Annotated in this window: 21 protein-coding genes and 5 pseudogenes; 11 read left to right on the forward strand and 15 right to left on the reverse strand. The window is 68.2% G+C overall.

All coding sequences use genetic code 11. From position 1 onward, the window contains the following. Window positions 1–8: 8 nt before the first annotated feature. On the reverse strand, window positions 9–1,421 hold the full coding sequence (locus O159_RS06530; protein ID WP_021754961.1) for a cytochrome ubiquinol oxidase subunit I: 1,413 nt from the start codon (window positions 1,419–1,421) through the stop codon (window positions 9–11). A 97-nt stretch (window positions 1,422–1,518) separates the two neighbouring features. Between O159_RS06530 and O159_RS06535 the strand changes: the two genes are divergently transcribed. Both O159_RS06535 and O159_RS06540 read left to right on the forward strand, forming a co-directional pair. After that, complete coding sequence (locus O159_RS06535) at window positions 1,519–1,884, forward strand: BlaI/MecI/CopY family transcriptional regulator (protein ID WP_043993595.1); 366 nt, start codon at window positions 1,519–1,521, stop codon at window positions 1,882–1,884. Between the two features lie 4 nt (window positions 1,885–1,888). After that, window positions 1,889–2,830, forward strand: coding sequence for a M56 family metallopeptidase (locus O159_RS06540; RefSeq protein WP_021754963.1), 942 nt, complete (start codon window positions 1,889–1,891; stop codon window positions 2,828–2,830). 106 nt (window positions 2,831–2,936) lie between these two features. On the opposite strand, the gene O159_RS06545 is transcribed toward O159_RS06540, so the two are convergent. Next, window positions 2,937–3,236, reverse strand: a complete 300-nt coding sequence (locus O159_RS06545) for a glycine betaine ABC transporter substrate-binding protein (RefSeq protein ID WP_021754964.1) — start codon at window positions 3,234–3,236, stop codon at window positions 2,937–2,939. A 65-nt stretch (window positions 3,237–3,301) separates the two neighbouring features. On the opposite strand from O159_RS06545, the pseudogene O159_RS13970 reads away from it, so the two are divergent. After that, a pseudogene (locus O159_RS13970) lies at window positions 3,302–4,160 on the forward strand (IS5 family transposase). Here the strand turns inward: O159_RS13970 and O159_RS06555 are convergent. The 5 genes and pseudogenes from O159_RS06555 to O159_RS06575 form a co-directional block, all read right to left on the reverse strand. Beyond that, on the reverse strand, window positions 4,154–4,762 hold the full coding sequence (locus O159_RS06555) for an ABC transporter substrate-binding protein (RefSeq protein ID WP_021754965.1): 609 nt from the start codon (window positions 4,760–4,762) through the stop codon (window positions 4,154–4,156). The pseudogene O159_RS13970 and the gene O159_RS06555 overlap by 7 nt on opposite strands. Window positions 4,763–4,797: 35 nt before the next feature. Beyond that, window positions 4,798–5,538, reverse strand: a pseudogene (locus tag O159_RS16795) (ABC transporter permease). Further along, complete coding sequence (locus tag O159_RS06565) at window positions 5,535–6,224, reverse strand: ABC transporter permease (RefSeq protein WP_021754966.1); 690 nt, start codon at window positions 6,222–6,224, stop codon at window positions 5,535–5,537. Before O159_RS06565 ends, O159_RS16795 begins: the two are co-directional and overlap by 4 nt. Next, window positions 6,221–7,111 (reverse strand): annotated as a pseudogene (locus O159_RS06570) (ABC transporter ATP-binding protein). The gene O159_RS06565 and the pseudogene O159_RS06570 overlap by 4 nt, the downstream one beginning before the upstream one ends. Before the next feature lie 188 nt (window positions 7,112–7,299). Continuing rightward, window positions 7,300–7,956 carry a TetR/AcrR family transcriptional regulator gene (locus tag O159_RS06575; RefSeq protein ID WP_021754968.1) on the reverse strand — a complete coding sequence of 219 codons (657 nt, stop codon included), beginning with the start codon at window positions 7,954–7,956 and terminating at the stop codon, window positions 7,300–7,302. Window positions 7,957–8,180: 224 nt separating this feature from the next. On the opposite strand from O159_RS06575, the gene O159_RS06580 reads away from it, so the two are divergent. Together O159_RS06580 and O159_RS06585 are read left to right on the forward strand one after the other, a co-directional pair. Next, window positions 8,181–9,245 (forward strand): App1 family protein, encoded by a 1,065-nt coding sequence (locus tag O159_RS06580; protein ID WP_021754969.1) that lies wholly within the window; start codon window positions 8,181–8,183, stop codon window positions 9,243–9,245. A gap of 124 nt (window positions 9,246–9,369) precedes the next feature. Then, on the forward strand, window positions 9,370–10,437 hold the full coding sequence (locus O159_RS06585; protein WP_021754970.1) for an FUSC family protein: 1,068 nt from the start codon (window positions 9,370–9,372) through the stop codon (window positions 10,435–10,437). Here the strand turns inward: O159_RS06585 and O159_RS06590 are convergent. The 5 genes from O159_RS06590 to O159_RS06610 all read right to left on the reverse strand — a co-directional run bounded on the left by O159_RS06590 (window position 10,418) and on the right by O159_RS06610 (window position 16,993). Beyond that, window positions 10,418–12,232 (reverse strand): proline--tRNA ligase, encoded by a 1,815-nt coding sequence (locus tag O159_RS06590; RefSeq protein ID WP_043994113.1) that lies wholly within the window; start codon window positions 12,230–12,232, stop codon window positions 10,418–10,420. The genes O159_RS06585 and O159_RS06590 overlap by 20 nt on opposite strands. A gap of 84 nt (window positions 12,233–12,316) precedes the next feature. After that, on the reverse strand, window positions 12,317–13,465 hold the full coding sequence (gene ispG / locus O159_RS06595) for a flavodoxin-dependent (E)-4-hydroxy-3-methylbut-2-enyl-diphosphate synthase (RefSeq protein ID WP_201766254.1): 1,149 nt from the start codon (window positions 13,463–13,465) through the stop codon (window positions 12,317–12,319). A 71-nt stretch (window positions 13,466–13,536) separates the two neighbouring features. Further along, entirely contained in the window at window positions 13,537–14,868 is a 1,332-nt protein-coding gene (locus tag O159_RS06600) for a M50 family metallopeptidase (RefSeq protein WP_201766208.1), read from the reverse strand. Between the two features lie 74 nt (window positions 14,869–14,942). Further along, window positions 14,943–16,022: a 1-deoxy-D-xylulose-5-phosphate reductoisomerase gene (locus O159_RS06605; protein ID WP_201766255.1), complete on the reverse strand. Its 1,080-nt coding sequence runs from the start codon at window positions 16,020–16,022 to the stop codon at window positions 14,943–14,945. Between the two features lie 5 nt (window positions 16,023–16,027). Beyond that, window positions 16,028–16,993: an FKBP-type peptidyl-prolyl cis-trans isomerase gene (locus O159_RS06610; protein WP_021754975.1), complete on the reverse strand. Its 966-nt coding sequence runs from the start codon at window positions 16,991–16,993 to the stop codon at window positions 16,028–16,030. Window positions 16,994–17,058: 65 nt separating this feature from the next. On the opposite strand from O159_RS06610, the gene O159_RS06615 reads away from it, so the two are divergent. Genes O159_RS06615 through O159_RS06625 form a run of 3 tightly spaced genes read left to right on the forward strand, consistent with a single transcriptional unit; the run spans window position 17,059 to window position 20,063 of the window. Then, window positions 17,059–18,405, forward strand: a complete 1,347-nt coding sequence (locus tag O159_RS06615) for an aminotransferase class III-fold pyridoxal phosphate-dependent enzyme (protein ID WP_081689837.1) — start codon at window positions 17,059–17,061, stop codon at window positions 18,403–18,405. Beyond that, window positions 18,362–19,279 (forward strand): hypothetical protein, encoded by a 918-nt coding sequence (locus tag O159_RS06620; RefSeq protein ID WP_021754977.1) that lies wholly within the window; start codon window positions 18,362–18,364, stop codon window positions 19,277–19,279. Before O159_RS06615 ends, O159_RS06620 begins: the two co-directional genes overlap by 44 nt. A gap of 46 nt (window positions 19,280–19,325) precedes the next feature. Continuing rightward, window positions 19,326–20,063 carry a lysophospholipid acyltransferase family protein gene (locus O159_RS06625; protein ID WP_021754978.1) on the forward strand — a complete coding sequence of 246 codons (738 nt, stop codon included), beginning with the start codon at window positions 19,326–19,328 and terminating at the stop codon, window positions 20,061–20,063. Between the two features lie 7 nt (window positions 20,064–20,070). Here O159_RS06625 and O159_RS06630 read toward each other — a convergent pair whose 3' ends face one another. Next, complete coding sequence (locus tag O159_RS06630) at window positions 20,071–20,544, reverse strand: OsmC family protein (RefSeq protein WP_021754979.1); 474 nt, start codon at window positions 20,542–20,544, stop codon at window positions 20,071–20,073. A gap of 39 nt (window positions 20,545–20,583) precedes the next feature. Here O159_RS06630 and gabT point away from each other — a divergent pair, with 39 nt between their 5' ends. The 3 genes and pseudogenes from gabT to O159_RS06645 all read left to right on the forward strand — a co-directional run. Then, entirely contained in the window at window positions 20,584–21,939 is a 1,356-nt protein-coding gene (gene gabT, locus O159_RS06635; protein ID WP_021754980.1) for a 4-aminobutyrate--2-oxoglutarate transaminase, read from the forward strand. Continuing rightward, entirely contained in the window at window positions 21,936–22,988 is a 1,053-nt protein-coding gene (locus O159_RS06640) for an asparaginase (RefSeq protein WP_021754981.1), read from the forward strand. The genes gabT and O159_RS06640 overlap by 4 nt, the downstream gene beginning before the upstream one ends. Before the next feature lie 192 nt (window positions 22,989–23,180). Continuing rightward, window positions 23,181–23,699 (forward strand): annotated as a pseudogene (locus tag O159_RS06645) (alanine dehydrogenase); the annotation flags it as partial. Window positions 23,700–23,737: 38 nt separating this feature from the next. Here the strand turns inward: O159_RS06645 and istB are convergent. Together istB and istA are read right to left on the reverse strand one after the other, a co-directional pair. Further along, on the reverse strand, window positions 23,738–24,526 hold the full coding sequence (gene istB / locus O159_RS06650; protein WP_021753875.1) for an IS21-like element ISLxc1 family helper ATPase IstB: 789 nt from the start codon (window positions 24,524–24,526) through the stop codon (window positions 23,738–23,740). After that, window positions 24,523–26,203: pseudogene (gene istA / locus O159_RS14490) on the reverse strand (IS21 family transposase). The gene istB and the pseudogene istA overlap by 4 nt, the downstream one beginning before the upstream one ends. Window positions 26,204–26,211 lie beyond the last annotated feature (8 nt).

Consider the following 26,211-nt stretch of genomic DNA (forward strand, 5'->3'; position numbering starts at 1 on the left):
TTCTTCTCCTAGTAGACCGTCGCGACCGGGACGTGCCGGCCCTCGTCGTCGAGATGGTCCTCGGCGGGGGCGGGTCCCTTCTGGGCCGCGCGTTTGATGAGGGTGAACTCGACCACGGCGAGGACGCCGTAGATCGCGGTGAAGGCCAGAAGCGAGAGGAGGACTTCCAGGCCGGTCATGCCGGGTGAGACCCCGTCCGCCGTCTTCATCAGGCTGAAGACGATCCACGGCTGCCGGCCCATCTCGGTGAAGACCCAGCCGACGACCATCGCCAGGAGGGAGAGCGGCATCGCCCAGATGGCGATCTTCCACTGCCACATGCGCTGCGGCTTCCGGCCCTTCCTGGTCAGCCACAGGCCGGCGACCGCGACCAGCACATGCAGCATCCCGAGGCCGATCATCCAGCGGAACGACCAGTAGGTGATCCAGATGATCGGGGTGTAGTCGCCCGATCCGTAGAGCTGGGCGTACTGCGCCTGCAGATCGTTGATACCTTCGACCGTTCCGTTCAGTGTGTGCGTGGAGAGGAACGACAGCAGGTACGGCACGCGGATGCTGAACAGTTCATGCACTCCGTCCGGTGTCCCGAGCGTGAAGATCGAGAACGAGGCATCCGCTCCGGTGGAAGTCCTGTAGAGCGCCTCCGCCGCCGCCATCTTCATGGGCTGCGTCTGCACCATCGCGAGACCCAGCTGGTCGCCGGAGATCACGGTGCCGATCCCCGCGCCGACCATCAGCCACAGACCGGCTTTGAGCGCCGGCCGCATCGACTCGAGATACTGGTTGCGGGAGAGGTGCCAGGCGGCGACCGAGATGATCAGACCGGCCGAGACCATGAACGCGCCGAAGATGGTGTGCGGGAAAGCCGCGAGGGCGACTTTGTTGGTCAGCACCGCGCCGATGTCCGTCAGCTCCGCCCGGCCGCGGGACTCGTTGAGGTGGTAGCCGACCGGATTCTGCATGAAGGCGTTGGCCGCGATGATGAAATAGGCGGAGAGGATGGTGCCGACGGCGGTCACCCAGACCGTCGCGAGGTGCAGGCCCCTGGGCAGTTTGTCCCAGCCGAAGATCCAGAGGCCGATGAAGGTCGCTTCGAGGAAGAAGGCGAGCAGGCCTTCCAGGGCGAGCGGAGCGCCGAAGATATCGCCGACGAAGCGCGAGTAGTCGGACCAGTTCATCCCGAACTGGAACTCCTGCACGATGCCGGTCACCACGCCCATCGCGAAGTTGATGAGGAAGAGCTTCCCGAAGAAGTGTGTCAGCTGCAGGTAGTGGACTTTGCCCGTGCGATACCAGGCGGTCTGGAACGCGGCAACGACCGTCACGAGGCCGATGGTGAGCGGCACGAACAGGAAATGGTAGATGGTGGTGAGACCGAACTGCCACCGCGAGAGTAAGAGCGGGTCGAGCCATTCGTTCAAGGGGGGCTTCCTTTCAGACGAAATTCTATGATCTGTAGAAATCCGACCTTCTACAGATTGTAGAACACCGTCGACCCTCCGTCGTTACGCTGGGTCTGTGGCAAACCTCGGAGAACTGGAACGGGCCGTCATGGAGGCCCTGTGGAGCAGTGGCGTCCCGGTCACCGCCAACGAATTGCGCGAAAAGCTGGCGGCGAACCGGGAGCGGGGGAAGACCCCGGCGCTCACGACCGTGCTCACGGTCCTCTCGCGTCTGGAGCAGAAGGGCTTCGTGAGGCGGGACCGCCAGGCGCGCCCGCATCTCTACGGCGCGTGCCTGAGCCGGGCCAACCACGTCGCCGATCTGATGCACGAGGTGCTCGAATCCTCATCGGACCGCACCGAGGCGCTCGCCTTCTTCGTGGGATCGGTGGACGAGTCGGAAGCCCAGGTCCTCCGGCGTCTGCTGGCCGCGCGCGGCTGAAGCCGTGAGCGTCGACACCCCGGCTCTCGTCCTCGGCCTCCTCGCCGTGGCGCTCGCCTGGCCGGTGCCGGTCCTCCTGTCGCGAGCGACATGGCCGGCTGCGGCCCCCGTCCTGGCGCTCGCACTCTGGCAGTCGATCGCCCTGGCCGGCGGGATCTCCATGATCGGCTCCCTGCTGGTGGCGGGGCTCGAGCCGTTCGGCGACGACCTGTGGAGCAGGATCGCCCGGGCGGCATCCTGCGCCTTCCAGGGTCCGTTGCCCGCCCGGGTGAGCCTCGCGCACGCTTTCGCGCTGAGCGCGGGCCTGCTGATCACGGCGCACCTGCTGCTGAGCCTCGCCCTCACTGCCGTTCGCAGCCGCCATCAGCGGCACCGGCACCGAGAGCTCCTGAGCCTGCTGAGCTCCCCGCTGCCGGACGCGCCGCACACGCGCATCATCGACCACCCCGCGCCGGCGGCCTACTGCCTGCCCGGTGCGCCCAGCGTCACCGTGCTGTCGGAGGGCATGGTGGCGCTGCTCAGCCCGGAACAGCTCGAAGCGGTGATCGCCCACGAAGAGGCGCACCTGCGCCAGAAGCATTACCTCCTCCTCGACGCGTTCCGCTCCTGGAAGCGCGCCCTCCCCTGGTTCCCCATCGCGACCCGCGCCCAGGACGCGGTGGCCCTGCTGGTGGAGATGCTCGCCGACGACACCGCACGGCGCCACTCCAGCAACGAGGTTGTGGCCGGCGCGATCCGGATCGTCGACGAGACCGGAACCGCAGGGACCGTGCTTGGCGCCCCGAAAGACCCGCGCACGCCCGAACAGCGGCGTTCTGCTCTCGCCGCCCGGGAAGAGCGCCTGATGTCCGGCCGCCGGACGATCGGAACCGGTGTGCGCCTGCTTGTGGTCGCCGCCACTGTCTTGCTGGTCGTCGTGCCGCCGGAGATCGTCCTCGCCAGCTGAGCCGGCCTCCCTCTGCGCACGCGCAGAGCCGCTTCCCCGGCGCGAGGCTCACCGGAGGCGGAGACCCGGTCGCCCGAGCCGCCGCCTCCCGAGTCGGAGCGATCGGCTACTTGATCGGGTGCTCCGACAGCCACTTCTTGGCGACAGCCCTGGGCTGCGTCTTGTTCGCGCCCTGGTTCTCGCCGTTCATCGCGATGAGGTCGTCGGTGGTGAGTTCGGCCGAGACCTTGTTCAGCACCTCCTTGACCGTGGCGGAGGCTTTCTTGGTGCTGATCAGCGGCACGATGTTCTGCGCGGCGATCAGGCTCTTCGGGTCCTTCAAGGTGACGAAGCCGTTGTCTTTGATGGCCGGGGTGGTCGTGTAGATATCGGCCAGCTGGACATCGCCGTTCTTCAGCGCCGCCACCGTGAGCGGGCCGCCGGAGTCGCTGATCGGCTTAGAGGTGGTTTCAGTAGTCGGCGTGGCGGTGGTTGTTGTGGCTGGTTAGCGGGGATGCTGGTCGAGTGTCGACGCTTGCTGAGGATCGGTTCATTACGGATATGTTGTGGGAGCGGCTGGAGCCGTTGATTCCGCCTCGGCCGCCTGTGGTCAATGGGCGGGCTGGGCAGCCTCGGGTTCCTGACCGGAAGGTGTTCGCTGGGATCGTGTTCGTGCTGCTGACGGGGATCCCGTGGAGAAGCTCCCGCCCGAGTTGGGGTATGGGTCCGGGGTCACTTGTTGGCGGCGTCTGCGTGAATGGTCCGAAGCGGGCGCGTGGGATGCACTGCGGAAGATCATGCTCGACGAACTCGGCCAGGCTGGCATGATCGACTGGTCAAGAACCTGCCTGGACTCCGTAAGTGTCCGGGCGAAAAGGGGGGCGATCTCACTGGACCTAACCCCACGGATCGTGGGAAACGGGGCACCAAGTACCATGTCCTGACCGACCGCAACGGACTCCCGCTGCATGTGGAGATCTCCGGCGCCAACCGACACGACTCCATGCTCGTGGAACCTGTGTTAGACAACATCACCGCGATCAAGGGCGTCGGCCGCGGTCGGCCCAGACGCCGCCCGGTTATCTTCCACGCCGATAAGGCTTACGACAACCGCCGCGTCCGCTGTTACCTGCGTTGTCGTGGGATCAAGGCACGCATCGCACGAATCGGAGTCGACTCCAAACAGTGACTGGGTAAACACTGTTGGGTAGTCGAACGCACCATGGCCTGGATCCTCGCCTTCCGGAAACTCGCCACTCGCTACGACCGCACCGCCTCAACGATCACGGCGCTCGTCGCTCTAGCAATCGCGATCACCAGCGCCCGCAAACTCACCAAAAACGACTACTGAAACCATCTCTTAAGGGTCGCGGCGACCCCGTAGACCGATTTGAGACCCGGGATGCCGTAGGGACGCGTCTCGAACTCCGGGTTGGCGCCGACCGCGAGCGGCTCGGTGACCTTCTTCAGATCGTCGAGACTGATCACACCGTACTTGTCCGAGAACTCCTTGGTGACGTTGTAGGAGTCGGCGTCCTGCGCCTTCGCCTGATCGAGCGCCTCGAAGCCCTTCGACAGAGCGTCCTTCAGCGCAGCGTAGACATCGTCGCTCGAGGTCGCCGTGCTGTTCTTGTCGTAGAACTGCAGCAGATTGCCGCTGTACTCCGGGAGAAGGTCGATCGACCCGTCCTGGAGCGCCTTCAGATAGACATCGCGCTGGCCGATGCTCGGCTTGTAGGCGACCTTCACCCCATTGGCCTCGAGAGCCTGACCGTAGATCTGCATGAGGATCTCGGACTCGCCGAATGCCGCCGAGCCGATGGTGACGGCGCCGCTGGAGGAGGAGTCGGAGCTGAACGCCCCGCCGCGCCCGGAGGAGCAGGCGCTGAGCGCGAGGAGCGCGCCGGCAGCGAGCACACCGACCGCCGCGCGGGCTTTCTTGGATGCGAACATGTGATTCCCTCTCTTTCGACGGTGGTGCATATGGTTCAGGGGGTACGGTGCTGCCCTGCGGCGATGCCGAACGCTCGCGCCGGGTCTTTCGCCCGATCGGGCCGGACCTTTCCGGCGGCGACACCCCGCGGGACGACGATTCTCTGGGTGAGGGCGAACAGCCCGTCGACCACGAGGGCGAGCACGACCACGATGATCGAGCCCCCCAGCATCTCGGGATAGTCCTGCACGGCGAGGCCATCGAACAGGAACCGGCCGAGGCCTCCGACAGGCAGGATCGCCGCGACCGTCCAGGTCGCGATCACCTGCAGCGCCCCGGAACGGATACCGCCGAGCACCAGTGGAAGCGAGAGCGGCAGTTCGACCCTGGCGAAGATCTGCCACTCCGTCATACCGACGGCGCGCGGCGTCGATGGTCCGCCGATCCACCGCCTCCAGACCCGAGTAGGCGCCGGCAAGGACCGGCGGGACGGCCAGGACGGTGAGTGCGATCAGCGGCGGCACGATCGAGATGTTGGCCGTGAGCAACGCCAGGTACACGACGAGGCCGAGCGTCGGCAGCGCCCGGAGCGCTCCGGAGAGCCCCACAGCGACTCTCCCCGCAGCCGCCCGGTGTGCCCGATCAGGAAGCCGATGGGCAGCGCGATCACGCCCGCGAGGAGCAGCGTCAGCAGCGAATAGAGGATGTGCTCGCCGGCCCGGGTGGGGATGCCGCCAGGGCCGGCCGCGTTCGCGGGGTCGAGCAGCCAGCCGAAGGCGGCGATGAAATCGGTCATGCGCCGGCCACCGCCTTCATCGCGGACGAGCGGCCCAGACGGCCGCTGCGCCGATCGAACCGCGACCAGGGCAGCAGCAGCCGGCCGAGCAGAACCAGCACGACGTCGAACACCAGCGCGACGACCATGATCGCGACGATCCCGACGAGCACTTCGTCGTTGTACGAACGGTTGAGGCCGTCGGTGAAGAGCTGACCGAGATTCGGGACGCCGAGCAGCGCGCCGACGCTGACGAGGCTGACCGTGGAGACCGACACGACGCGCAAGCCCGCCAGGAGAACCGGTCCGGCGAGCGGGAGCTCCACGGACCAGAACCGGCGCCACGCGGAGAATCCGACCGCCATCGCGGACTGCACGACGTCCCCGGACACGGAGGCGAGCGCGTCGGCGGTCGTGCGCACCGTCAGCGCGACGGCGTAGACGCTCAACGCGACCACCACGTTCAGCGGGGACAGGATCTTGGTGCCGATCAGAGCCGGCATCGCGAAGAAGAGCGGCAGTGAGGGGATGGCGTACAGAAGGCCGCCGATCGTCAACAGCACGGGACGGCTCAGCCGGTAGCGGTTCGCGACCCAGCCGATCGGCAGCGAGAGGAGGAAGCCTGCCGCGATCGGAACGGCGCTGAGCCAGACGTGGGAGAGCGCGAGGTTCCAGACCTGGCCGAGGTTCGGCCACAAGAAGCTCACGTCGGGTCCTCACCCTGCGCCGCGCCCGCGATCGGAACGGCCGCGGCCTTCGCCGCACTCGCGGCGCCCGGCTCGAGGCCGCTCAGCACCCCCGCGGCGCGGCCCTCGCTGTCCACGAGGACGGACCCGGCAGGAGTCTGCTCGATGTGCAGCACGCGTTTGCCGCGGTCGGCGCCGACGAAGGACGTGACGAACTCGTCCGCGGGAGCGGCGAGGATCTCCGCCGGGGCGCCTTTCTGCGCGACGATGCCGCCCTTCCGGAAGATGACGACCTGGTCGCCGAGCCTGAACGCCTCGTCGATGTCGTGCGTGACGAACACGACGGTCTTGCCGAGCTCTCGTTGCAGCCGCAGCAGCTCGTTCTGCAAATCTTCTCGCACGATCGGGTCCACCGCCCCCCGAAGGGCTCGTCCATCAGCAGAATGTTCGGGTCGACGGCGAGCCCGCGAGCGACGCCCACGCGCTGCTGCTGTCCGCCGGAGAGCTGAGCGGGGTACCGGTCGGCGAGCGAACGCTCCAGCCCGACGGTCTCCATCAGTTCCAGCGCCCGGGCGCGCGGACGAACGCTTCTCGCCGCGCAGCAGGGGGACGGTGGCGATGTTGTCCACGACCTTCCGATGCGGCAGCAGGCCGGAATTCTGCATGACGTAGCCGATGCTCCGCCGCAACTGGACCGGCTTCAGCCGGTCCACACCCTCGCCGTCGATCTCGACCGTGCCGCTGGTGGGGTCCACCATCCGGTTGATCATGCGCAGGATCGTGGTCTTACCGCTGCCGGAGGACCCCACCAGCACGGTGATCTGCCGGGACGGGACGACCAGCGAGAAATCATCGACGGCCACGGTCCCGTCGGGGAAACGCTTCGTCACCGAGCGGAACTCGATCATGAGGCCAAAGCTTTCGGTCGGCGGACAAACGTTCGTGTGGCTCTGCAGTACGGGACCATCCACCCCAGCCAAACAGCGTTTCTCCGAATAAGCAATGAATGACAATGAAATATGGCGGAAATCGCCAGCCCCTGCGCTCTCCCCATGAGCGCTGGCCGGCCGGAGTCGCCGGAGCGCAGCGAAAGACGTCAGCCCTCCGTCGAGTAGCGGCGCTCCAGGTACTCGCGGGCGAGCGTCCGCGCCTCGACGATGAGACGCTCGTCGCCGGCGAGATCGTCCTGGAAGGCGCGCGTGACGAGCGCGTCCATCGTCTCCACCACGACCTCCAGGCGGAATTTGAGTTCGTCGCCGGCGGGCAGCCCGTACTTGTCCGAGAGGATCTCGGCGAATTGCGCGGCGAACGAGACCTCCTGGGCCGCTTCCTCGCCCGGCGCGCCCGCGCGCTCGGCGTCGGTGAACCGGATGATGCGGAAGCCCGGCTCGGAACGGAACATTCCGACGAAGGCGTCGATCGCGCACTCCACCGCGTCCCACCAATGCTTCGGACCATCGATGTGAATGCCCTTCACGACCGCGTGGCGGTAGCGCAGGAGCGCACGATCGCGCAGCGCCTGCAAGAGCACGATGCGGTCGGGGAAGTACCGATAGACGGTCCCGATCGACGCGCCGGCGCGCTTGGCGACCATCGCCGTCGTGAGCCGGTCGAAGCCGATCTCATCCACCACATCGGCAGCGGCGTCCAGAAGGGCGTCCACCCGCGCTGCGCTGCGCTCCTGAATCGGCTCTGTGCGAACCAGCGGGGCTCCGACGCTGTTCTGACCGGTGACCAGGTCGTTGATGGGCACGTGTGTAGTCCTTCCTGTCGATCTCGACCAACGGGGATACGGGTCCTCAGCCCGGCGACATCGATCCTGCCGCTCACCGTCGCGATTTTATTCGGGGAAATCTCACTTTCGCTCGGGAAATCGTGAAACCCGCCGCAGACCGCATCCCCCAGATCGGGGGATGCGGCGAGGAATCCCCACACTCCAGGAGAAGTTCCCGCACTCCGTGAGAAACTGGAGCACCTATGTCTCCCACCTCCAGCAAGCGCGTCGGCGTCGAGCCCATCATGCACCGCGCGGCCCGCATCGAGGATGCGTTCCACGAGTTCCGGGCCCGCCGGGCACGGAGGCGCGGCTTCCTCGCCACGGTCGTGCCGTACACGGGCTATGGCTCCCCGGCCTGGGTGCGCATCCTGGGCCGCGTCGTCCTCGCCCAGGAGCCGCGCCCGGGCAGCCAGGCCGAGCGCAAACACCGCAAGCGCGAAGAGTCCATCCGCGGCTGGCGCTCCTTCGTCAGTGTCCCGATCGGGGATGTCCCGGTCACGATCGAGATCGAAGGCGGTCGTCACGAGGTCTCCCCCGACCGCGGTGGCGTGATCGACACCGTCCTCCCGGTGCAGCTGACCCCGGGCTGGCACACCGTGCGGCTCTCCACGCCCGAATCGGGCCGCGTGTTCGAAGCGCCGGTGTACATCGTCGACCCGACGGCCACGTTCGGAATCATCTCCGATGTGGACGACACCGTCATGGTCACGGCGCTCCCCCGGCCGCTGCTGGCCGCCTGGAACACCTTCGTCCTCGACGAGCACGCCCGCGTTCCGACGCCCGGCATGTCGGTGCTGCTGGAACGTCTGGCGGCGGCGCATCCCGGAGCGCCCGTCGTGTACCTCTCGACCGGCGCCTGGAACGTCGCTCCGACGCTGACGCGCTTCCTCTCCCGGAACCTCTTCCCCGCCGGCCCGCTGCTCCTGACCGATTGGGGGCCGACGCACGATCGCTGGTTCCGCAGCGGACGGGACCACAAACGCACCAGCCTCGCCCGGCTCGCCGAGGAGTTCCCCGGGCTCAAGTGGCTTCTGGTCGGGGACGACGGGCAGCACGACGAACAGCTCTACGGTGAGTTCACCTCCGCGCATCCGGACAACGTGGCAGCGGTCGCCATCCGGCAGCTCTCCACGAGCGAAGCCGTGCTCGCCGGCGGACGCTCGAAGGCGGAGAAGCACAGCGAGTTCTCCGGCGCTCCCTGGGTCTACGCTCCCGACGGCGCCGGCCTGAGCGACCAGCTGAAGGAGCTAGGCCTCCTCCCCTAGCACCGCCGGGAAGCAGCCGGGGCCGGCTTCCCACTCCGTTGCCCGGCTCGCAGCAGAACGTGCCCCGCAGGAGAGGCGCACGCCGGTTCCTCGGCTGAGCCCCGCAGACGGCTACCCTGGAACCGTGGCTCCCAAGTTCCCGGTCAAGATCGCGCTTCCGGCAAACATTCGGGCAACCACGAGAATCCCCCTCCTCCAGGTTGTCAAGACCGCCGCCGCGATGATCGTCGCCTGGATCATCGCCCGACTCCTGCTGCCCGGCGAGCTCCCGGTCTTCGCGATGATCGCCGCGCTTCTGGTCGTGCAGCCGAGCGTCAACCAGTCGCTCGGGCGGGCGATCGAACGCTCCCTCGGCGTCATCGTCGGTGTGATGGTCGCTTATCTGATCGGGATCGCCTTCGGCGCCAACAGCTGGATCGTCTTGCTGGCCGTGATCGCCTCCCTCCTGCTGGCGTGGGCGCTGAAGCTGACGCCGGGCAGCGCGAACCAGGTGCCGATCAGCGCGATGCTCGTGCTCTCCCTGGGAGCGACGAATGCCGACTACGCCTGGGCGCGCATCATCGAGACGATCCTCGGTGCGGCGATCGGTGTCATCGTCAACATCGCGGTCGTGCCGCCGGTGCAGACCGGTCCGGCCCGTGCCTCCGTGCTCGGGCTGGGGCGCGAGATCGCGGCCACCCTCGACCGGCTGGCGATCGCGCTCACCTCGCGGCAGACGCCGGGAGAGCGCAACGCCCTCCTCATCGAGGCGCGCCTGCTCCGGCCATTGGAGAAGAAGGCAGAGACGGCTCTGACCACCGCCGGGGAGAGCCTGACGCTGAATCCGCGTCAGACGAAGCACCGTCGGGTGCTCGCGCACGACCAGGCGCTCTTCGAGCGTCTGAAACCGCTCATCACCCGATCGCTCGGGATGACGCGCGCCTTCCACGACCACTACGACGACAGCCTCCTGGAAGAGCCCACCATGTCCGCCATCGCCGAAGAGCTCCGCCGGGCGGCGCACGATCTGAGGCTGCTCGCCCGCGGCCCGGACGCTCCGGCCGAAGACCCGGACGGAGCCACCACGGGCGTCCCCGTGCTGACCGCGCCGCTCGTCGTCAGAACGCCGGACCCGGGGCACTGGGTGCTGCTCGGCTCGCTCATGGAAGACCTGCGCCGCATCCACGCTGAGATCACCGGCGACGACTCCTGAGCCGCCGCCGGGTGTCACGGCTCTGCGACGACGTGGTGAGAGCCGCGACGGCCTCGCTCAGAGAGAGTGTCTTGCGCTCGCCCCCGCGACGGTCCCACAGTTCGACCTCGCCCTGAGCCGCACCGCGGCCGACGACGAGAACACGCGGGACGCCGATCAGCTCGGCGTCGCCGAACTTCACGCCGGGCGAGACCTTGGGGCGGTCGTCATACAGCACGTCCAGCCCCGCGGCCTCCACCTGGGCGACCGCGTCTTCCGCGACGTCGAAAACGAGCTGCTCGCGGCCCGCGGCGACGATGTGGACGTCGAAGGGCGCGATCGCCTCGGGCCAGACCAGACCCTTATAGTCGTTGTTCTCCTCAGCGATGATCGCCAGGATGCGGGTGACGCCGATGCCGTATGACCCCATCGTCACGGTGACCAGTTTGCCGTTCTCGTCCAGAACCGCCAGGCCGAGAGCGTCCGCGTACTTGCGGCCGAGCTGGAACACATGGCCGATCTCCATGCCACGCACGAGCTCGACAGGGCCGGAGCCGTCCGGGGCCGGGTCTCCCGCCTTGACCTCGGCGACCTCCACCGTGCCGTCCCAGCCGAAGTCGCGACCGGCGACCAGTCCGAAGACATGCTTGCCGTGGAGGTTCGCCCCGGTGATCCATCCGGAACCGTCCACCACCCGCGGGTCGACGAGGAACCGGAGGCCGGTTGCGGCCTCCTCGCCCAGGACAGGGCCCCCGTGGGACCAGGGACCGATGTAGCCCTTGACGAGGCCGGGGTGCGCCGCGAAGTCGTCCTCGGTGGCGGCCTCCACCGCGGCCGGAGCGAACGCCACTTCGGCGCGTTTGAGATCCACCTCGCGATCGCCGGGAAGACCGACGACGACCAGCTCGCGCGTGCCGTCGAGGTGTGTGAGCGCCAGCACGACATTCTTGAGCGTGTCGGCGGCTGTCCAGACACGGCCGTCCGGGCGGGGGCTCTTCTCGTTCGCGACAGCCACGAGTGTCTGGATGGTGGGGGTGTCTGGGGTGTCGAGAACCTCCTGCGCCGCCAGGCCCTCGTGCGTGCGGGCGGGCGGCGCGACGGTGGTGAATGCCTCGACGTTCGCCGCGTATCCGCCGGCCGAGCGAACGAAGGTGTCCTCGCCGACGGGAGTCGGGTGCAGGAACTCCTCGCTGCGCGAGCCGCCCATTGCGCCCGCGTCCGCCTGCACGATCACGAAATCGAGCCCGAGCCGCGCGAAGATGCGCTCGTAGGCGTCGCGCTGGGCCTGGTAGCTGACGTCGAGCCCGGCATCCGTCGCGTCGAACGAATACGCATCCTTCATGGTGAACTCGCGGCCGCGCAGGAGACCGGCGCGCGGACGGGCCTCGTCTCGGTACTTGTCCTGGATCTGGAAGATGGTCAGCGGCAAGTCCTTGTACGAGGAGTACAGATCCTTCACCAGCAGTGTGAAGGCCTCCTCGTGCGTCGGCGCCAGGAGGTAATCGGCGTCCTTGCGGTCCTTCAGACGGAACAGCGCATCGCCGTACTCCTCCCAGCGGCCGGTGATCTCGTACGGCTCGCGCGGCAGCAGCGCCGGGAAGTGGACCTCGTGCGCGCCGGCGGCGGCCATCTCCTCGCGGATGATCTGCTCGATCTTCGCCTTCACCCGAAGCCCCAGTGGCAGCCAGGCGAAGACGCCCGGAGCCTGGCGCCGGATGTAGCCGGCGCGGACCAGCAGCCTGTGGCTGGTGACTTCCGCGTCGGCCGGGTCTTCGCGGAGGGTGCGGAGGAAGTAGTTCGTCAGGCGAGTAGGCACCATCCCATGCTAGCGTCGCGATCGCTTCCTAACTTCTTCAGGCGACACGCCGGGGTGAGGCCGGAACAAGTGAGGAAACGACGGTCAGCGGCCGACGGTGACGGTGGGGGGGCCGGAGGGAGAGGCGGTGTCAGCGCCGGCGTCGGCCATGTCTTCGGCGATGCGGTTCGCCTCCGCGATGAGGGTGGCGACGATCTCGGACTCGGGGACAGTCTTGATGACCTCGCCCTTGACGAAAATCTGACCCTTGCCGTTGCCGCTCGCGACGCCGAGGTCGGCCTCCCGAGCCTCGCCCGGGCCGTTCACGACGCAGCCCATGACGGCGACGCGCAGCGGCACGCTCATCCCCTGCAGCCCCTCGGTCACGCTTTCGGCGAGCGAGTACACGTCCACCTGGGCGCGGCCGCAGCTCGGGCACGAGACGATCTCAAGCTTGCGCTCGCGCAGGTTGAGCGACTGCAGGATCTGGAGGCCGACCTTGACCTCCTCCGCGGGCGGAGCGGACAGCGACACGCGGATGGTGTCGCCGATGCCCTCGGCGAGCAGGATGCCGAACGCCGTCGCGGATTTGATGGTGCCCTGGAACGCCGGGCCGGCTTCGGTCACACCGAGGTGCAGGGGCCAATCGCCGCGCTCGGCCAGCTGCAGGTACGCCTTGACCATCACGATCGGGTCATTGTGCTTGACGGAGATCTTGAAGTCGTGGAAGTCGTGCTCCTCGAACAGGCTTGCCTCCCACACCGCCGACTCGACGAGGGCTTCGGCAGTGGGCTTGCCGTACTTCTGCAGCAGGCTCGGCTCGAGCGAGCCCGCGTTCACACCGATGCGGAGCGAGACGCCCGCCGCTTTGGCCGCCGCGGCGATCTTACCTACCTGGTCGTCGAACTTCCGGATGTTGCCCGGGTTCACCCGCACGCCCGCGCAGCCCGCGTCGATCGCAGCGTAGACGTAGTTGGGCTGGAAGTGGATGTCGGCGATGACCGGGATCTGGCTCTTCTTCGCGATGATCGGCAGGGCCTCGGCGTCGTCGCGGCTCGGGACGGCGACGCGGACGATGTCGCAGCCGGAGGCTGTGAGCTCGGCGATCTGCTGCAGGGTCGCGTTGATGTTGGTCGTCGGTGTCGTCGTCATCGACTGGACGCTGACCCGGGCGTCGCCGCCGACCAGGACCTTGCCGACGCGGATCTGGCGGGACGTGCGACGGGGTGCGAGAGTCTCAGGGACCCTGGGCACGCCCAGATTGATTGCTGCCACCCGACAATCCTACGCGCGCTGGTGTCCTCCCGATGTGAACTCTCTGACTGTCAGCCGAACAGATTGACCGGTTTGACGATGTCCGCGTACATGAGCAGGACGGTCATCCCGCCCAGCACGATCGCGACCGCGAAGGTGAGCGGCATCAGCTTGGCCATATCGACCGGCCCCGGGTCGCGCCGGCGGAACGCCTTGGCCCAGGAGCGGCGGAGGCCCTCCCACAACGCGCCCGCGATATGGCCGCCGTCCAGCGGGAGGAGCGGAATGAGGTTGAAGACGAACAGCGCGATGTTGAGAGCGGCCAGCATGCCGATCATCGTATAGATCTTGTCGACGACAGGGACCCCGTTCAGCGCGGTCAGCTCTCCGGCCGCCCGTCCGATCCCCACAACGCTCATCGGGCCATTGGGATCGCGCTCCGCCGAGCCGAAAGCGGCGTTCCAGACAGCGACCATGCGCTCGGGAAGGTTGATCACGACACCGGCGACGGCTCCTGTCTGGGCCCCGACCGCGGGGAGGACGGCCGTGACCGGCTGGCGCACCAGCTCCTGAACCGCACCGATGCCGACGAAGCCGACGGTGAGCGTCTGGACGCTGCCGTCACCGTTCTTGACGATCTGCCCGTTCGCGTCGGTCTTCGCCACGGTGTTGGTCTGCGGGGTGAGGACGACCGTCCGCTGCTCCCCGTCCCGGCTGAGCACCACCGAGAGCGGCCGGCCCGCCGACTCGCGGATGATCTCGGTGGACTGCACCCAGGTGGCGATCTTCTGGCCGTCGATGCTCACGATCGTGTCGCCGGGCCGCAGGCCAGCGGCCGCGGCTGGGCCCTCCGGCGCGTCAGCAGGGCAGCTCTTGGCCGTGCTGGTCGCCGGGAGCACGCACTGGCTCACGGTGCCGACAGTGGTGGAGTTCTGCGGGGCGCCGAAGCCCATCAGCAGCACGCCGAACAGCACGACGGCGATCAGGAGGTTCATGAACGGCCCGCCGAACATGATGACGATCCGCTTCCAGACCGGCAGCCGGTAGAACGTGCGCTCCTCCTCGCCGGTCTTCACCGTCTCAGCGCTCGCGACGCGGGCGTCCTGCACCATCGTCTGCATGAAGCCGGTGGTCGCGTTCCGGCCTGTGCCGCCCTCCTTGCCCGGTGGGAACATCCCGATCATCGAGATGTAGCCGCCCAGAGGGATGGCTTTCACGCCGTACTCCGTCTCCCCCCGCCGGAACGAGAAGAGCGTCTTGCCGAAGCCGATCATGTACTGCGTTACCTTGACTCCGAACAGCTTCGCGGGAACCAGGTGCCCGATCTCGTGCAGCGCGATCGACACGGCGAGGCCGATCAGGACGATGACGACACCGAGGATGAACAGGAGCACGGAATCCACAGGGCAAGGCTAGCCGGGTGCGGCTTGGAACCAGCCTCGAAGCGGATGTGCGCCGTCTCAGGGCCGCTGCCCGGCTATCGGCCCAGCATCCTGTCAGCGGTGGCCCGCGCCCAGCCCTCCGCCTCCGCGAGGCCCTCCCGCGTCAGCTCCGCCTCGGGCTCGTGCGCGTCGACCACGCGCTCCACCGTGTCCACGATGTCGAGATAGCCGATCGCCCCGGCGTGGAAGGCCGCCACCGCCTGTTCGTTGGCCGCGTTGAAGACCGCCGGGTAGGTCCCGCCCGCCGCGCCCACGCGCTTCGCGAGGGCGACGGCCGGGAAGGCTTCGCCGTCCAGGGGTTCGAACGTCCAGGTGTGTGCGCGGGCCCAGTCGAGCGGGAGACCGGCCCCCGGCACGCGGTCCGGCCAGCCGAGGCCGAGGGCGATCGGGAGACGCATGTCGGGCGGCGACGCCTGGGCGATCGTCGAGCCGTCGGTGAACTCGACCATCGAGTGGACGACGGACTGCGGATGCACGGTCACCTCGATGCGGTCGTAGGGCACGCCGAACAGCAGATGCGCCTCGATCACCTCCAGGCCTTTGTTGACGAGCGTCGAGGAGTTGGTCGTCACAACGAGGCCCATGTCCCAGGTGGGATGGGCGAGCGCCTCGGCCGGTGTGACCTGGCGCAGCGACTCGCGCGAGCGGCCGCGGAAGGGGCCGCCGGAGGCCGTCAGCACGAGCCGGCGGACTTCCCCCGTCGCCCCGGAACGCAGCGCCTGCGCGAGCGCGGAGTGTTCCGAGTCGACCGGGACGAGCTGCCCCGGCGCGGCGGCCCGCTTGACGAGTTCGCCGCCGACGATCAGCGACTCCTTGTTGGCGAGGGCCAGCGTCCGGCCTGACTCGAGGGCGGCGAGGGTCGGGCCGAGACCGACCGAACCCGTGATGCCGTTGAGCACGACCTCCGCGTCGACGGAGCGGACGAGCCGCTCCGAGTCCTCGGCGCCCAGCGCGGTCTCCCGCACGCCGAATCGCTCGGCCTGCTCGGCGAGCTGGCCGGCACTGCGGCCGGCCGTCAACCCGACGACCTCGAACCGGTCCAGATGGGCCGCGACGACCTCGAGCGCCTGCGTGCCGATGGAGCCGGTGGAGCCGAGGATGACGACACGGCGCACGGGCATCAGCGGGTCGTTCCGAGGATGTCGACGACGAAGACCATCGTGTCGGTGGCTGTGATCTTCCCAGAGCCCTTCTCCCCGTAGCCGTCCGCGGGCGGGACGATCGCGATGACCTGCGAGCCGACGGTCTGGCCCTCCAGAGCCTTCTGGAATCCCTTCACCACGCCGGTGGTCTTGAACGAGGCCGGCGTGCCGCGGCTCCAGCTGGAATCGAACGTCTCCCCGTTGCGCCACAGCACGCCCTTGTACTGCACGGTCACGGTGTCTCCCGGGAGGACCGTCTCCCCGGAGCCCTGTTTGAGCTGCGCGATGCGGGTCTCGGTGGGCGGATCGGCCTTCGGGACGGTGATCGACGGCTCGCCGTTCTTGGCGAGCTTCACGGTCGGGAAGCCCGCGGGTGGGGTCACCGGCTTGCCGTCGGCGCGGGTCGGCGGGATGCCGATGAGGTCGGCGACGAGGACGACCGGGTCCTTCTCCTTCAGCCCGAGCTGCGAGGAGGCGGTGCCGAAGGCCTCTTCGGCGGTGGTGGTGACGACGGCGCGCGAGCCCACGGTGAGGCATTCGAGCGCGCGGACGAAACCGGGCAGAAGAGCAGAGTCCGTGAGCCGGGCGGTGAGGAGGCTGCCGCCGGCGAAGCCCTCCGGTGCGGCGATCTCCTTGCCGGTGGCGCCGTTGTAGGCGGCGAGGCCGACGGTGGCTGTGGCGCCCGGCGCCGCCTTCGCCCCCTTGCCCTCGATCACGACGCTCCGCTCAGTGCCCGAGACCGTGAGCGGAGTGCTGAAGGCGACCGTCGGCGTCTGGCCGAACTCACCGGTGACCTTCACCGATTTCGAGGCGCTGCCGGCCTTCGTGTTCTGGCAGGAGGCGCTCGCGGAGGTGGCGGACGGGCCCGGCGAGCCCGAGCCGCTGCACGCGGCGAGGCCGGCGACGATCAAGGCTGCGGTGATGACGGAGAGGGTTTTGCGCACGAAGAGCCATACTGCCGTATCTTCCTCGACTCTCGCACAGAGAATCGCTCAGGATCGCACCTACGATGAGACGCATGACTCGCGAGTTCTCCGTGCCCCAGTCCCGCCGCATCGTCACTGAGCTGCCGGGCCCGCGCTCGGTGGAGTTGCAGCGTCGCCGCGAAGCCTCGGTGAGCCGCGGAGCGGGGACGCTGGCGAATATCTACATGGAGTCCGGCTCCGGCGCGATCCTGGTAGATGTGGACGGCAACCGGCTCATCGACCTGGGCTGCGGCATCGGCGTCACGACCATCGGCCACGCACACCCCGCGGTCGCCGCCGCGGCCGCCGAGCAGGCGGCCAAGCTCACTCACACGCTCTTCACCGTCACTCCGTACGAGAACTATGTGCGCGTCGCCGAGAGACTCGCGGAGATCACCCCGGGCGACTTCCAGAAGCGCAGCATCCTGGTCAACTCGGGCGCGGAGGCGGTGGAGAACGCGGTGAAGATCGCTCGCAAGCACACCGGCCGGCGTGCGATCGCGACCCTTGACCACGCCTTCCACGGGCGCACCAACCTGACGATGGCGATGACCTACCGGCCGTGGCCGGAGCGGGCCGGGATGGGCCCGTTCCCCGGCGAGATCTACAGTCTCCCGCTCAGCTACCCGTTCCGCGACCCGGAGGGGATGACCGGGGAGGAGGCCGCGGAGCGGACCATCGACTACATCGGCACACACATCGGCGCGAACGAGCTGGCCGCTCTGTTCGTGGAGCCGATCCAGGGCGACGGCGGCATCGTCATCCCGGCGCCCGGCTACTTCAAGCGCCTCAGCGAGTTCTGCGCCGAGGACGGCATCGTGTTCGTCGCCGACGAGATCCAGGCCGGCATCGGCCGCACCGGCGCGTGGTACTCCATCGAGCACCACGGGGTCGTCCCCGACCTGATCACGACGGCGAAGGGCATCGCGGGCGGCTTCCCGCTCGCGGCCGTCACCGGACGCGCTGAGATCATGGACGCCGTCCAGCCCGGCGGGATCGGCGGCACCTTCGGCGGCAACCCGGTCTCCACTGCGGCCGCCCTCGCCGTCTTCGAGGTCTTCGAGAGAGAGAACCTCCTCGACGAGGCGAAGCGCGTCGAGCGTGCGCTCTGGGCGCGCATCGGCGACTGGGCCGAGCGCTTCCCGGTGGTCGGCGAGGTGCGCGGCAAGGGTGCGATGTTCGGGATCGAGCTTGTCGTGCCCGGCACGAAGAAGCCGAACCCGGAGGCGCTGAGAGCCGTGCTCGCCCACGCGACGAGCAACGGCGTCATCCTGCTCGACGCCGGCAGCTGGGACAGCGTTCTGCGTTTGCTGCCATCGGTCGTGATCAGCGAGGAGCTGATCGACGATGCGGCGAACGTCATCGAAGCGGCGCTCGATCGGCTCAGCTGAGATGCGGCTGGTGTGCCGTCGCCCCCGCTCTGTCGCCGCAGGCGCGCTGGCCGCGGCGGCGCTCGCGCTCTTCAGCGCCCTTCCACTCGCCCCCGCTTCGGCCGCGACCGCACCGTCGTTCGACCCGGGCGACATCATCAGCGACGACAGCTTCTTCAACCCGGACGCGATGACAGCGGCCGAGATCCAGCGGTTCCTCGACCACCTGGACTGCCGGCCCAAGGACGGCTCGCCGTGCCTGGCGGACTACCGGATAGACACCCCCGACACCACAGCGTCGGCCGAGCGCTGCGCCGCGCTGCGAGGCGAGACGAGAGAGCGCGCGAGCAGCGTCGTCGCCCGCGTGGCGAAGGCCTGTACGATCAGCCCGCGCGTGCTGCTGGTGCTGCTCCAGAAGGAGCAGTCGCTGCTCACAGCGCCGAGCGCCTCCGGATACCAGAAGGCCACCGGGTACGCCTGCCCGGACACTGCGGCGTGCGACGACCGCTACTTCGGCTTCTACAACCAGGTGTACCGGGCGGCGTGGCAGTTCCGCGAGTACACCGCGCATCCGGGCGATTGGCGCTACCGGATCGGCCGCAACGATATCCAGTACCATCCGGACCGCTCGTGCGGTTCGCGCGCCGTCCGGATACGCAATCAGGCCACCGCGAACCTGTACAACTACACGCCCTACCAGCCGAACGCCGAGACGCTCGCCCAGCCGAGCGGACCGGCCGGCGACTGCTCGGCCTATGGCAACCTAAACTTCTCGCGCCTCTACAACCGCTGGTTCGGCGACCCCCTCGCCGTGCGCTATCTGGGCTTCGTGGAACCGTGTCTCGTCTACGCGGGCGGAGAGGGCTGTCCGCCGCCGAGCGGGTTCCGGTTCTGAGCGGCGCATACCTCTCGCGGCATGTGTCCGCGATTACGCTCGACGGGTGACCCAGAACGAGCTGCGGCGACCCGGCTTCCTCTATTTCGTCGGCCGGTGGATCGTCGCGCCTCTGGCAAAAATCGTCTATCGCCCGCGCGTGGTCGGACGTCGCAACGTCCCGCGATACGGCAAAGTCATCCTCGCAAGCAACCATCTTTCGTTCATCGACTCTGTCGTCATCCCGATGACGTCGCCGCGGCGCGCGCAATTCCTCGCCAAGTCGCACTACTTCGAGGGCACCGGTCTCCGGGGGCGCGTCAGCCGCGGCTTCTTCACCGCCATCGGCGCGATCGGCGTCGAGCGCGGCGCAGGCCAGGCGGCGCAGGAAGCGCTGGAGCAATCCCGCCGCATCATCGACACCGGCGCTGCCTTCGCGGTCTACCCCGAAGGCACCCGGTCGCTGGACGGCCGGCTCTACAAGGGCCGCACCAGCATCGGCTGGCTCGCGCTGACGACCGGCGCCAGCGTCGTCCCGGTCGGACTGAGCGGCACGGAGCAGATGCAGCCCGTCGGCGCGAAGTTCCCGCGCGTCCGCCGTGTGACCGTGGCGTTCGGCGAGCCGATCGACGTCAGCCGCTACGGATCGGCCGACTCTGGACGCGCACGGCGTCAGGCGACCGATGAGATCATGGCGGCCATCCACGCGCTCACGGGCCAGGAGCTCGCGGGCGTCTACAACGAGTCCCCGCCCGCGACGGCCGTGGAACGCGTCAAACGGGCGCTGCGGCCCGAGCGGCGGTAGCACCCGCTCAGACGAGGAAGAGCGTCTCGGGCTCGTGCCGCACCGGGAAGTTCACGCTCGCCGCGATGAAGCACTTCCCGGCGGTGAGACGGTGCAGGGACAGCGCGAGCTCGGCCTGCGCCGGGTCCGCGATCGTCACCCTCGGGCGCAGGACAGCTTCGGCGACATGACCGCCGCCGTTCCCCGTCTGGACCATCGAGCCCGTCGCCGCGTCCGTGTAGCCGACGACCACCACTCCGGCGCGGGCCGCTTCCGCGAGATAGCTCAGCAGGTGACACTGGCTTAGAGCGGCGAGGAGCAGCTCTTCCGGGTTCCAGCGGTCCGTGTCGCCGAAGAAGGCGCGGTGGGCGGAGCCGTCGAGAGGATGCTTGCCGGTGGCGCTCACCGTGTGGTCGCGGCCGTAGTCTTTGTGGCCACTGGTCCCTGTGCCGCGATTGCCCGTCCACTGGACGTCCACGGCGTATCGGTGCTCGAGCTTCATGGTGACGATTCTTCCACCGCGATTAGACTCGGACTCATCATGACTGAGACCCTGAGCGCGCCCGGCCACTCCGTGGCGCAAGAACGCCGCATCGTCACCGCCATCCCCGGCCCCAAGTCGCAAGAGTTGCACCAGCGCCGTCTCGCGGTGGTGCCGACCGGTGTCTCCTCGGCGCTCCCGGTGTACATCGCCCGCGCGAACGGCGCGGTCCTGGTGGATGTCGACGGCAACCAGTTCGTCGACTTCGGCGCCGGCATCGGCGTGACCACGATCGGTCACACCGACAGCGCGGTCGTCGCTGCCGCCACCGAGCAGGTGCGGGAGGTCATCCACACGCTCTTCACGATCACGCCCTACGAGGAGTACGTGCGTGTCGCGGAGCTGCTCGCCGTGTACACCCCCGGCGACCACGCCAAGAAGACGGTGCTCGTCAACTCCGGCGCGGAAGCCGTCGAGAACGGCGTCAAGATCGCCCGCAAGCACACCGGCCGCCGCGCCGTCGCCGTGCTCGACCACGCTTACCACGGCCGGACGAACCTGACCATGGCGATGAACTACAAGGCCATGCCGTACGCGAGCGGCTTCGGGCCGCTCGCCGGCGACGTCTACCACGCTCCGGGCTCCTACCCCTACCGCGACGGCCTCAGCGGCGCCGAGGCGGCCTCGCGGACGATCGCCTATCTCGAGAAGGTCGTCAGCGCGAGCGACCTGGCCTGTCTCGTCGCCGAGCCGATCCAGGGCGAAGGCGGCTTCATGGTGCCGGCCGACGGCTACCTGCCGGCCCTCCAAAGCTGGTGCGCCGCGAACGGCGTGGTGTTCGTCGCCGATGAGATCCAGAGCGGGATGGCGCGCACCGGCGCCTACTACGCCAGCGAGCACTTCGGGCTCGTCCCCGACCTGGTGCTGAGCGCCAAAGGCATCGCGGGCGGTCTGCCGCTGGCCGCTGTGACCGGCCGCGCCGACATCATGGACTCCGCACAGCCGGGAGGCCTCGGCGGCACCTTCGGCGGCAACCCGGTCGCCGCGGCCGCGGCGATCGCCGTCTTCGACCAGATCGAGAAGAACGGCCTCCTCGCGGAGGGCAAGCGCATCGAGAACGCCCTGAAGCCGGCGCTCACGGCGCTGCAGGCGAAGCACGACATCATCGGCGAGGTGCGCGGCATCGGCGCGATGATCGCGATCGAGCTGGTCAAACCGGGCACGGCGCAGACCACGAAGGAGCCGAACCCGGAGGCGGTCACCGCAGTGGTCGCCTACGCGGCGCAGCACGGGATCTTGTTCCTCACCGCCGGCACCTGGGGCAACGTGCTCCGGTTCCTGCCGAGCCTCGCCGTCTCGGACGAGCTCATCGCGGACGCCGTCTCCGTGATCGACGACGCCCTCGCGACGCTGTGAGCCCGGAGAGCACCCTGCCCCCCGCGGTGTTCCGGGGCGGCGAAGCCGTGGAGCTCGCCGTGGTCGAGCGCAGCGGTTTCGTGGAGTCCCGGCACCTCGGCTCAGCCGTGGTGCTCGGGGCGGAGAGCGGCATCATGCGCTCGCTCGGCGCTCCGGAGCGCCCGGTCTTCCCACGCTCGTCGATGAAGCCGTTCCAGGCCGTCGGGATGATGGGCGCCGGAGCGCCGCTGCAGGGACCGAGCGCCGTTCTCGCGACCGCAAGCCACAGCGGCACCCCCGCGCACCTCTCCGTCGTGCGGGATCTGCTCGCTCAGGCGGAGCTGACTGAAGACGCTCTGCTGTGCCCCGCCGACTGGCCGCTCGACGCGCACGCCCGCGACGAGGCCGTCCGCGCGGGGCTGCCCAAGCAGGCGCTCTTCATGAACTGCTCTGGCAAGCACGCCGCGATGCTGCTCACCTGCCGGGTCAACGACTGGCCGCTCGAGAGCTACCTCGACCCAGAGCATCCGTTGCAGCTCCGCATCCGGGACACGGTCGAGCGGCTCATCGGCGAGAAGATCGCCGCGACCGGAATCGACGGCTGCGGCGCCCCGGTGCATGCGATGTCGCTGGTGGCGCTCGCCCGCGGCATCCAGCGCATCGGCACCGCGTCGGAGGGATCGCCGTTCGCCCTCTTCCGGAATGCCGCGTCGCTGCGCTCAGCCGTGCTCGCCGACGGCTGGGCGATCGACGGGCCGGGGCGCGCGAACACCGTCGTCATCGACGAACTCGGGATCTTCGCGAAAGGGGGCGCCGAGGGTGTGATGGTCATGGTCGCGCCGAACGGCGTCACTGTCGCGCTGAAGATCCTCGACGGGAGCCTGCGCGCGGCCTCCATCGTCGCACTGACGCTCCTGGCCGACGCGGGCGCGATCGAGCGATCGGCGGTCGAGGCGATCGCACCGAAGCTCGATCTCGCCGTGCTCGGCGGCGGGCAGCCGGTGGGCGCGATCCGCGCAGCGATAGAGGAACGCAGCGGGACGGCCATCCGGCAGCGCGCCTCGGCGTGACTGGCCGACGGGCTGATCCCCCCTTCGTCGGGTGCGGCGATTCGCACAGCTCAGCACCCGAGTGACTATGGAAATCGACTCTTCGGAGTGAGTCCGATGACGGAATCAGCATGAAAAAGTTCTGATTCTAGCGAAATCATCTGTCAACCCGACTAGTGTGAGACCGAACATCACGTCGAAGTGAGGAGCACCATGAAGGTCGCGATCCCCCGCGAGATCAAGAACAACGAGTTCCGGGTGGCGATCACCCCGGCCGGTGTGCATGATCTGATCGGCGCCGGGCACGAGGTCTATGTTGAGAGGGGCGCCGGCGCAGGCTCCTCCCTCCCCGACGAGTTCTATGCGGCCTCGGGCGCGACGATCCTGCCGGACGCCGCGGCGACCTGGGCGGCCGGCGACCTCATTCTGAAAGTCAAAGAGCCGGTCGCGAGCGAGTACGGCCACTTCCGCGAGGGCCTGGTGCTGTTCGCCTATCTGCATCTCGCCGCCGAGGAAGCGCTCACCCGCGCGCTCATCGCCTCCGGCATGACCGCCATCGCCTACGAGACCGTGCAGCTGCCGAACTGTTCCCTGCCGTTGCTCGCGCCGATGAGCGAGGTGGCAGGGAGGCTCGCGCCCATCGTGGGGGCGAACACCATGCTCAAGCCGAACGGCGGGCCGGGGCTGCTGATCCCGGGCGTGCCGGGAACGCATCCCGCCGTCGTGACGGTGTGACTATGTCAAGGCTGGCGGGGACCGGGTTGTCGAAGTTAGTTGGCCCCAGCGAGTGCGGTGTTGCGGGTGTGTTGGAGGCGGTAGGAGGTGGTGCCGGTCTCGATGATGGCAGCGCAGAGCCTGGGGTCGGTGAAGGTGTCCGTCCATCCCGAGAATGACTGGTTGGATGCGATCGCGACGGAGTTCTTCTCTTCGCGTTCGGTGAGGACTTGGAAGAGGAGCTCGGCGCCGCGTCGGTCGAGTTCCATGTAGCCGAGCTCGTCGATGCAGAGCAGATCGACGCGGCCGTAGCGAGCGATCGTGCGGGCCAACTGCTTCTCATCTGCTGCTTCGACGAGTTCGTTCACGAGCTTGGTCGCGAGGGTGTATTTGACTCGGTAGCCCTTCTCGGCTGCGGCGGTGCCGAGGCCGATGAGGAGGTGGCTCTTGCCGGTGCCGGAGTCCCCGATGAGGCAGAGCGGGTCGCCGCGTCTGACCCAGTCGCCGGTGGCGAGCGTGTGGATGGTCGCCGCGTTGATGTTCGGGTTGGTGTCGAAGTCGAAGTCGCCGAGCCATTTCTGACGTGGGAAGCCGGCGGAGGCGACGCGGCGGACGGTGGAGCGGCGGTCGCGGTCGTCGCACTCGGCCAACAGCACTTCGGCGAGGAAGCCTTGGTAGGACAGCTGCTCGTGCTCGGCGACCCGGATCGCTTCGTCCATCACGGCGCGAATGGTCGGTAGTCGCAGGCGTCTGCAGGCTTGGTCGACGGCGGCCGCGGCGGCTTCCTGGGTCATCCCGCGTTGCCGGCGGAGGGTGGTGGTGATGTTCGTGGTGGTTGGGCTCATGTGTCGGTGGTTCCTTCTCTCTCATCGGTGGTGGGGTCGGTGAAGACGGGGCGGCGCTGGAGGAGTTCGTCGTATTGGGTGACGGTCGGGAGCGGGCGTTTGTCCTGTGGCAGGCCGGCGATGACAGCCTGCGGATCCCGGAGCCGGCGCTGGGTGAGACTGACAACTCGTCGCTCGCGATCGGGGCGTTGTTCAACGGGCTGTCGGTGTTGGATGGCCCCACCTGCGTACAGTCGTGCTTCAACCGCGACGACGTCAGCGGAGATGGCCCCGACCGAGAGTGCCGCGCGGATCCCGGCGATCACGTCGGCTGCGCGCATGCTGCGATGGAGCAGGAGCACGTCGACGAGCTCTCTGGTGCCGGCCGTGTCGCCATTGACTTTCCTTGCCTCCTGCCAGAACGCTTCATGGGCGGCGGTGAAGGTTCCCGCCTCCCGGGCGCGTGCAAGTGCTGTCGAGCCGGGGAACGCGCCGGGCTTGTGCCGGAGGACCTCGAGGTAGTGATCCAGCTGGATCGACTCGCCTCCGCGGGCGACCACGCGTTCGTGCCGGGCGACTTCAACGCGCCCGTCGAAGACGACGACCTCGGAAGCGCGGAGAGACGCGGACTTCACGGCCGATGAGCCGGGCAGGGACAGAGTATTTCGCCATCCGGACCGTGATCAGCCCGGACCGGTCGACCCGAGGATGCAGCACCAGTCCCGGATCAAATCGCTCCGCCGGCAGCGGCCGAAGGAGCGGGCGTTCTGTAGCGAAGTCGTCCTCGACCTTGGTTCGGCGCTGCGCGATCCGGCGCTGCTCGTCACGGGCATCCCAGCGGCGGATCATCGCGTTCAGTTGCGCGAGGGAGTCGACTTCGGGCATGGGTGAGAGCCACGTGCGGCGGAACCGGCCGACCTCGCCCTCAACGCCGCCCTTCTCGTGCGCACCGTCAATGCCGGGCTGGCAGTAGAACGCGTCGAATCCGTAGTGGGAACGGAACAGGACCCAACGGTCATTCTCGACCCGTTTGCGGTCCTTGCCGTTGACCACGGACTTCACCGCGGCGGCCAAGTTGTCGTATTTGATGTGAAGGGTCGGCATCCCGCCAATCTCCTCGAACGCGTCGATGTGGCCTTCCAGGAACGCCTCTTGCGACTGCGTCGAGTAGACCCGGTGAATCGCCTTCCCCGAGTACGAGAGCCGAAAAGTGAACATGTGGCACTTGGTCTTCACCCCGGCCAGGATCACCCAGACCTCACCGAAATCGACCTCCGCCTCCGCCCCCGGAGCATGCTCCTGCGGGACGAACACCTCCGGCAGACGACCAGCCTCCGCGTCGATCTGCGGGCGCCGGGAGCGCACATAGTCACGGACCGTGCCGTAGGAGACATCGACCTGGTGCTCATCGAGGAGACGTTTCCAGATCCGTGTCGCCGTCTGCTTCTGCTTCTTCGGCGCCCCGAGATCCTGACGCAGAATCGCGTCGATCAGCTCGCGAACCAGATCCAGCTTCGGCGACGACTGAACTCTCGGCTTCCGCGACGGTGGCGTCGCTGACTCCAAAGCCTGACGAACCGTCCGCCGGTGAACACCATGACGAACAGCAAGCTCACGAATAGAGAGACCCTCCACCCGGGCATCTCTCCTGATCGCAGCGAACTGATCCAACCTCGACCCCAACCCGGGCCCTCCCATCCTGAAGT

It is taken from the genome of Leifsonia xyli subsp. cynodontis DSM 46306 (assembly GCF_000470775.1).
GTDB lineage: Bacteria > Actinomycetota > Actinomycetes > Actinomycetales > Microbacteriaceae > Leifsonia > Leifsonia cynodontis.

Excerpts from the sequence above, each read along its gene's own strand:
- O159_RS06555 (WP_021754965.1), bottom strand. The coding sequence starts at position 4,762 with ATGTTCGCATCCAAGAAAGCCCGCGCGGCGGTCGGTGTGCTCGCTGCC.
- O159_RS06580 (WP_021754969.1), top strand. The coding sequence starts at position 8,181 with ATGTCTCCCACCTCCAGCAAGCGCGTCGGCGTCGAGCCCATCATGCAC.
- O159_RS06615 (WP_081689837.1), top strand. The coding sequence starts at position 17,059 with ATGAGACGCATGACTCGCGAGTTCTCCGTGCCCCAGTCCCGCCGCATC.
- O159_RS06620 (WP_021754977.1), top strand. The coding sequence starts at position 18,362 with ATGCGGCGAACGTCATCGAAGCGGCGCTCGATCGGCTCAGCTGAGATG.
- O159_RS06630 (WP_021754979.1), bottom strand. The coding sequence starts at position 20,544 with ATGAAGCTCGAGCACCGATACGCCGTGGACGTCCAGTGGACGGGCAAT.
- gabT (WP_021754980.1), top strand. The coding sequence starts at position 20,584 with ATGACTGAGACCCTGAGCGCGCCCGGCCACTCCGTGGCGCAAGAACGC.
- istB (WP_021753875.1), bottom strand. The coding sequence starts at position 24,526 with ATGAGCCCAACCACCACGAACATCACCACCACCCTCCGCCGGCAACGC.